The organism is Kineococcus indalonis (assembly GCF_009906395.1).
Classification (GTDB): domain Bacteria; phylum Actinomycetota; class Actinomycetes; order Actinomycetales; family Kineococcaceae; genus Kineococcus; species Kineococcus indalonis.
The window spans coordinates 1-6276 of record NZ_JAAALM010000217.1 but is presented as its reverse complement, the minus strand read 5'-3'; the positions used below and the strand labels follow the sequence as shown (position 1 = coordinate 6276).

The following is a 6276-nucleotide window of genomic DNA, read 5'->3' as shown; positions in this document are numbered from 1 at the left end:
GTGGACGCGCCCGCCCCGGGCGCCCCCGGGGAGACCGCGCCGCGCGGGGCGGGCGCGGCGTCCCCGTCAGCGGCGTCCCGCGCGGTGCGCCGCCGGGCTCGCGGCGGCGCAGGCGATGCACGTGCTCGCCCACGGCCGGGCGGCCAGGCGCTCGGCCGCGATCGGCCGCCCGCAGCGCTCGCACCGCCCGAAGCCGGGCTCGTCGAGGCGGCGCAGGGCGTCCGAGAGCTGCGCCAGCCGCTGGCGCACCTGCTCCAGCACGGCGGCGACCTGCGCCCGCTCGAACGCCGTGGTCGACCCCTCGGGGTCGTGCTCGTCGTCGGCGCCGCCCTCGGCGGCCACCTCCAGGGCGCTGGCGAGCTCGCGCTCGAGGGCGGCGGCGCGCTCCAGGGCCGCGGTCCGCTCGGCCTGCAGCGCCGCGCGCAGCCCGGCGCGCTGCCCGCTCGCCGGCGGCCCGCTCACCGCGCGCGCAGCGCCTGCAGCCGCTCGCAGGCCTCCAGCAGCACCGCGTCGGACTTGCAGAAGGTGAAGCGCACCAGCGGCCGGGCGGCCTCGGCGGCGGGGCCGTCCTCGCCGCAGAAGGCGGACAGCGGCACGCCCACCACCCCGGCCAGCTCCGGCAGCGCGCGGCAGAAGGCGGTGCCGTCCTCGAAGCCCAGCGGGCGCGGGTCGGCCACGACGAAGTACGTGCCCTGCGGCGCGCCCACCGCGAACCCGGCGGAGACCAGCCCGGCGCTGAGCAGGTCCCGGCGGCGCTGCAGGTCCGCGGCCAGGTCGCGGTAGAAGCCGTCCCCCAGGCCGAGCGCGCGCGCCACGGCGGGCTGGAACGGCGCGCCGTTGACGTAGGTGAGGAACTGCTTGACCGTGCGCACGGCCGCGACCAGGTGCGCCGGGCCGGTGACCCAGCCGATCTTCCACCCGGTCACCGAGAAGGTCTTGCCGGCGGAGGACACCGACAGGGTCCGCTCGGCCATCCCCGGCAGGCTCGCCGGCGGCACGTGCACCGCGCCGTCGAAGACGAGGTGCTCGTACACCTCGTCGGTGACGACCACGACGTCGTGCTCGACGGCCAGGCGCGCCACCTCCGCCAGCTCCTCGCCGGTCAGGACCGTGCCGGTGGGGTTGTGGGGGGTGTTGAGCAGCACCAGGCGGGTGCGCTCGGTGAAGGCCGCGCGCAGCCCCTCGCGGTCCAGGGCGAAGCGGCCCGGGCCGTCCCCGTCCCCGGTCGGCAGCAGCGCCACTGGGCGCTGCACGGCCCCCGCCAGCGCGATCACGGCCGCGTAGGAGTCGTAGGCGGGCTCCAGCACGACGACCTCGTCGCCCGGCTCGGCCAGCGCCAGCACGGCCGCGGCGATGCCCTCGGTGGCCCCGGCGGTGACGAGCACCTGCGTGGCCGGGTCCAGCTCGACGCCGCGGAAGCGGCGCTGGTGCTCGGCCACCGCGCTCAGCAGCTCGGGCTCGCCCACGCCCGGCGGGTACTGGTTGCGCCCGGTGCGGATCGCCTCGGCGGCGTCGGCCAGCAGGGAGGCCGGCCCGTCGGCGTCGGGGAAGCCCTGGCCGAGGTTGACGGCCCCGGTGCGCAGCGCGAGCGCGGACATCTCGGCGAAGACCGTGGGGCCGAAGCGCCGCATGCGCCGCACGACACCGCCGCGGTCGAGAGTGCTGCTCACGACCCGTAGACTACGGGGGCACGTCGTGCGCGCCCGGCCACCAGCCGTCCGCGGTCGGCGTGACACCGCGTCCCCGCGTCCTGCGACCCGCAGGGAGCCACCCCTCCCGGTCCGCCGTCCACCGGCGGTCGGGGTGCGCTGCCGGGGACCAGGCGCGACGGACCGCCCGGTCCGCCGCGGAGAACCGATCGGCCCCTGCGGGGCCGGCGCGAGGAGGACCACCCATGGCCGTCGTGACGATGCGCCAGCTGCTCGAGTCCGGTGTGCACTTCGGGCACCAGACGCGCCGCTGGAACCCGAAGATGAAGCGCTTCCTGTTCACGGAGCGCAACGGCATCTACATCATCGACCTCCAGCAGTCGCTGTCGTTCATCGACCGCGCCTACGACTTCGTCAAGGAGACCGTCGCCCACGGCGGCTCGATCCTGTTCATCGGGACGAAGAAGCAGGCCCAGGAGCCCATCGCCGAGCAGGCCCGCCGCGTGGGCATGCCCTACGTCAACCAGCGCTGGCTCGGCGGCATGCTGACCAACTTCTCCACCGTCTCCAAGCGCCTCACGCGCCTGCGCGAGCTCGAGGAGATCGACTTCGACGACGTGGCCGGCTCCGGCCTGACGAAGAAGGAGCTCCTGGTCCTGCGCCGGGAGAAGGAGAAGCTGGACAAGACCCTCGGCGGCATCCGCGACATGGCGAAGGTCCCCTCCGCCGTGTGGATCGTGGACACCAACAAGGAGCACCTGGCCGTCGACGAGGCCAAGAAGCTCGGCATCCCGGTCGTGGCGATCCTGGACTCCAACTGCGACCCGGACGACGTCGACTACCGCATCCCCGGCAACGACGACGCGATCCGCTCGGTCACCCTGCTGACCCGCGTCATCGCCGACGCCGTCGCCGAGGGCCTGCAGGTCCGCCACGGCGGCGGCACCACCGCCACCGACGCCGAGCCGCTGGCCGCCTGGGAGCAGGACCTGCTCGCCGGCAGCGAGAACATCCAGTCCGGCGGCTCCGAGAGCATCCCGACCGCCGAGGGCTCCGACCGCCCCGAGGCGGCCGCCGCCGCCGCGGCCACCGGCCAGGACGCCCAGGCCGTGGCCCTGTCCGGCGACGAGCCCACCGAGGCCGAGGCCCCCTCGCAGACCGTCGGCGCCTCCACCCAGGCCTGACCGCGCACGCCCCGGGCCGTCCTCGGCCCGGGGCGTCCGTGCGTCCGGCCCCACCCACTCCGAGTTCGTCCGACACCCCAGGAGGAGAAGGACCGATGGCTGCGTACACCGCCGCTGACGTCAAGAAGCTGCGCGAGATGACCGGCGCGGGCATGCTGGACTGCAAGAACGCGCTCGTGGAGTCCGAGGGCGACTTCGACAAGGCCGTCGAGCTGCTGCGCATCAAGGGCCTCAAGGGCGTCACCAAGCGCGAGGGCCGCGACGCCTCCAACGGCCTGGTGGCCGCGCACGTCGACGGCGGCGTGGGCGTCCTCGTCGAGGTCAACTGCGAGACCGACTTCGTCGCCAAGGGCGAGCGCTTCATCGAGCTGGCCGACCGCGTCCTGCAGCAGGCCGTGGCGATCGGCGCCACCGACGCGCAGACCCTGCTGGCCTCCGACACGGGCGGCAAGACCGTCCAGGAGGTCCTCGACGAGGCCAACGCGACGATCGGCGAGAAGATCGTCGTCAACCGCGTCGCCCGCGTGGAGGGCGCCCACGTGTCCTCCTACCTGCACAAGACCGCCAGCGACCTGCCGCCCACCATCGGCGTGCTGGTGGCGCTGGACTCCGCCAACGACGAGGTCGGCCGCGACATCGCCATGCACGCGGCGGCCATGTCCCCGATCTACCTCAGCCGCGACGAGGTCCCGGCCGAGACGGTCGAGAACGAGCGCCGCATCGCCGAGGAGACCGCGCGCGAGGAGAAGAAGCCCGAGGCGGCCATGGCCAAGATCGTCGAGGGCCGCGTCAACAGCTACTTCAAGGACAACGTCCTGCTGGAGCAGCCGTTCGCCAAGGACCCCAAGCAGACGATCACCAAGCTGCTGGCCAGCGCGGGCGTGAAGGTGACGGGCTACGCCCGCATCCGCGTCGGCGCCTGAGACGTCCCCCACGGGGCGGGTGGACTCCGGTCCGCCCGCCCCGTTCGCGCGTCCGGGTGCCCGCGCACCCGTCCGGACCAGCGCGCCCGCGCCGCACCGCCCCGCCCGCGCGGCGGTGCGGCACACTTCCCCAGAACCCCGACCCGCCCTAGAGGAGACCCGCGTGCCGGACACCACCGAGCCGAGCCTGACCGTCGACCTGGGGACCGGCACGGTCGAGCCCAAGCCCCGCTACCGCCGGGTGCTGCTGAAGCTGTCCGGCGAGTTCTTCGGCAACGGCTCCGTCGGTGTCGACCCCGACGTCATCGCCCAGGTCGCCCGCGAGATCGCCAGCGGCGTCAAGCAGGGCGTGCAGGTCGCCATCGTCGTCGGCGGCGGCAACTTCTTCCGCGGCGCGGAGCTGTCCCAGCGCGGCATGGAGCGCAGCCGCGCCGACTACATGGGCATGCTCGGCACGGTGATGAACGCCCTGGCCCTGCAGGACTTCCTGGAGCAGGCCGGCGTGGACACCCGCGTGCAGACCGCCATCACCATGGGCCAGGTCGCCGAGCCGTACATCCCGCGCCGCGCGATCCGCCACATGGAGAAGAACCGCGTGGTCATCTTCGGCGCCGGCGCGGGCATGCCGTACTTCTCCACCGACACCGTGGCCGCCCAGCGGGCGCTGGAGGTGCGCGCCGACGCCGTCCTCATGGCCAAGAACGGCGTGGACGGCGTCTACACGGGCGACCCGCGCAAGGACCCCACCGCCACCAAGATCGACGAGATCCGCTACTCCGAGGCCCTGCAGCAGGGCCTGCGCGTGGTCGACACCACCGCCTTCAGCCTGTGCATGGACAACGGCCTGCCGATGGTCGTCTTCGGCATGGAGGGCCAGGGCGTGGCGCGCGCGCTGCGGGGTGAGAGGATCGGCACGCAGGTGACCGCCGGCTGAGCCGCCGCGGGCCCGGGGGACCGGGTCCGCCGCCCACCGCGGGCACCGTCACGCGCCGGCGCAGGACGAAGGGACCACCGTGATCGACGACACCCTCCTCGAGGCCGAGGAGAAGATGAGCAAGGCGATCGAGGTCGCCAAGGAGGACTTCAGCGCGATCCGCACCGGCCGGGCCAACGCCGCCATGTTCCACAAGATCCTCGTGGACTACTACGGCGCCCCGACCCCGCTGCAGCAGCTGGCCTCCTTCCAGATCCCCGAGGCGCGCTCGGTGCTCATCACGCCGTTCGACCGCGGCGCGATGGGCGAGATCGAGAAGGCGCTGCGCAACTCCGACCTCGGGGTCAACCCGGGCAACGACGGGCAGGTCATCCGCATCACGCTGCCGCAGCTCACCGAGGAGCGGCGCAAGGACTACATCAAGCTCGCCCGCACCAAGGCCGAGGACGCCCGCGTCTCGCTGCGCAACGTGCGCCGCCGCGCCAAGGAGGAGCTCGACCGCATCGTCAAGGACGGCGAGGCCGGCGAGGACGAGGTCACCCGTGCGGAGAAGGACCTCGAGGCCACCACGCGCAAGCACGTCGAGGCCGTCGACGAGCTGTTGAAGAACAAGGAAGCGGAACTCCTGGCGGTGTGAACGCGCCCGCACCCGACGCGGCCGCCGCGGCCGCGCGCGCACCCCGCGCCGGGCGCAACCTCCCCGCCGCCATCGGCGTGGGGTTCGCGCTCGGCGCGGTGCTGCTGCTCAGCCTCTTCGTGCGGCCCGAGGCGTTCGTCGTGCTCGCCTGCGCCGCCGTCCTCTACGGCACCGTGGAGGTGGTGCGGGCCTTCCGCGCCCAGCACCTGCGCGTGCCGGTGCTGCCCCCCGTGGTGGGCACCCTCGCGATGCTGCCCGGCGCCTACCTCGGCGGCGGCGACACCCTGCTGGTCGCCTACGTCCTGACGGTGCTGGCCGTGCTGGTCTGGCGGATGGTCGCCACCGGCGGCGACCACGGCACCCCGGTGGGGGTGCCGGCGGTGCGCGACGTCGCCGGCGGCGTCTTCGTCGTCTCCTACGGACCGCTGCTGGGCTCCTTCGCGATGCTCATGCTCGCGGCCTCCGACGGGCCCTGGCGGGTGCTGCTCTTCGTGGTGCTCGCCGTGGCCAGCGACATCGGCGGCTACGCGGCCGGCGTCTTCCTCGGCCGGCACCCCATGGCGCCCTCGGTCAGCCCGAAGAAGTCCTGGGAGGGCACCGCGGGCTCGCTGGTGACCGGCGCCGTGCTGGGGGCGGTGGGCCTGCCGCTGGCGCTGGGCGGGCCCTGGTGGGGCGGTCTGCTGCTGGGCCTGCTCACCGTCGGCGTCGCCGTCCTGGGCGACCTGTCGGAGTCGATGCTCAAGCGGGACCTGGGCATCAAGGACATGGGCGACCTGCTGCCCGGGCACGGCGGGGTGATGGACCGGCTGGACTCGCTCCTGCCGACCGCGCCCGTGGTGCACCTGCTGCTGCTGGTCCTCGTCGGGCCCTGACCCCACCGGTCCCCGCCCGCGCCGGCCGCGGGGTCCGCCGCGAGAGCGGCGGGCCCCGCGGCCGGCGCGCCTTACCA

Annotated in this window: 7 protein-coding genes; 5 read left to right on the top strand and 2 right to left on the bottom strand. The window is 74.3% G+C overall.

The genetic code is table 11. The features are described 5' to 3' along the window. Positions 1 to 66: 66 nt before the first annotated feature. Together GTR00_RS11780 and GTR00_RS11775 are read right to left on the bottom strand one after the other, a co-directional pair. Positions 67 to 462: a TraR/DksA family transcriptional regulator gene (locus GTR00_RS11780; RefSeq protein WP_323132421.1), complete on the bottom strand. Its 396-nt coding sequence runs from the start codon at positions 460 to 462 to the stop codon at positions 67 to 69. Continuing rightward, the gene (locus GTR00_RS11775) at positions 459 to 1631 is read right to left on the bottom strand and encodes a pyridoxal phosphate-dependent aminotransferase (protein WP_166611815.1); all 1173 of its coding nucleotides are present in this window, start codon (positions 1629 to 1631) and stop codon (positions 459 to 461) included. The genes GTR00_RS11780 and GTR00_RS11775 overlap by 4 nt, the downstream gene beginning before the upstream one ends. A gap of 263 nt (positions 1632 to 1894) precedes the next feature. Here GTR00_RS11775 and rpsB point away from each other — a divergent pair, with 263 nt between their 5' ends. From rpsB to GTR00_RS11750, 5 genes are all read left to right on the top strand, one after another. Then, positions 1895 to 2833 carry a 30S ribosomal protein S2 gene (rpsB, locus tag GTR00_RS11770; RefSeq protein ID WP_166611813.1) on the top strand — a complete coding sequence of 313 codons (939 nt, stop codon included), beginning with the start codon at positions 1895 to 1897 and terminating at the stop codon, positions 2831 to 2833. Positions 2834 to 2928: 95 nt separating this feature from the next. Next, complete coding sequence (tsf, locus tag GTR00_RS11765; RefSeq protein WP_166611812.1) at positions 2929 to 3756, top strand: translation elongation factor Ts; 828 nt, start codon at positions 2929 to 2931, stop codon at positions 3754 to 3756. Between the two features lie 187 nt (positions 3757 to 3943). Continuing rightward, positions 3944 to 4690 (top strand): UMP kinase, encoded by a 747-nt coding sequence (pyrH, locus tag GTR00_RS11760; RefSeq protein WP_166611814.1) that lies wholly within the window; start codon positions 3944 to 3946, stop codon positions 4688 to 4690. Between the two features lie 79 nt (positions 4691 to 4769). Further along, on the top strand, positions 4770 to 5327 hold the full coding sequence (frr, locus tag GTR00_RS11755) for a ribosome recycling factor (protein WP_166611811.1): 558 nt from the start codon (positions 4770 to 4772) through the stop codon (positions 5325 to 5327). After that, entirely contained in the window at positions 5324 to 6199 is an 876-nt protein-coding gene (locus GTR00_RS11750; RefSeq protein ID WP_166611810.1) for a phosphatidate cytidylyltransferase, read from the top strand. Before frr ends, GTR00_RS11750 begins: the two co-directional genes overlap by 4 nt. Positions 6200 to 6276 lie beyond the last annotated feature (77 nt).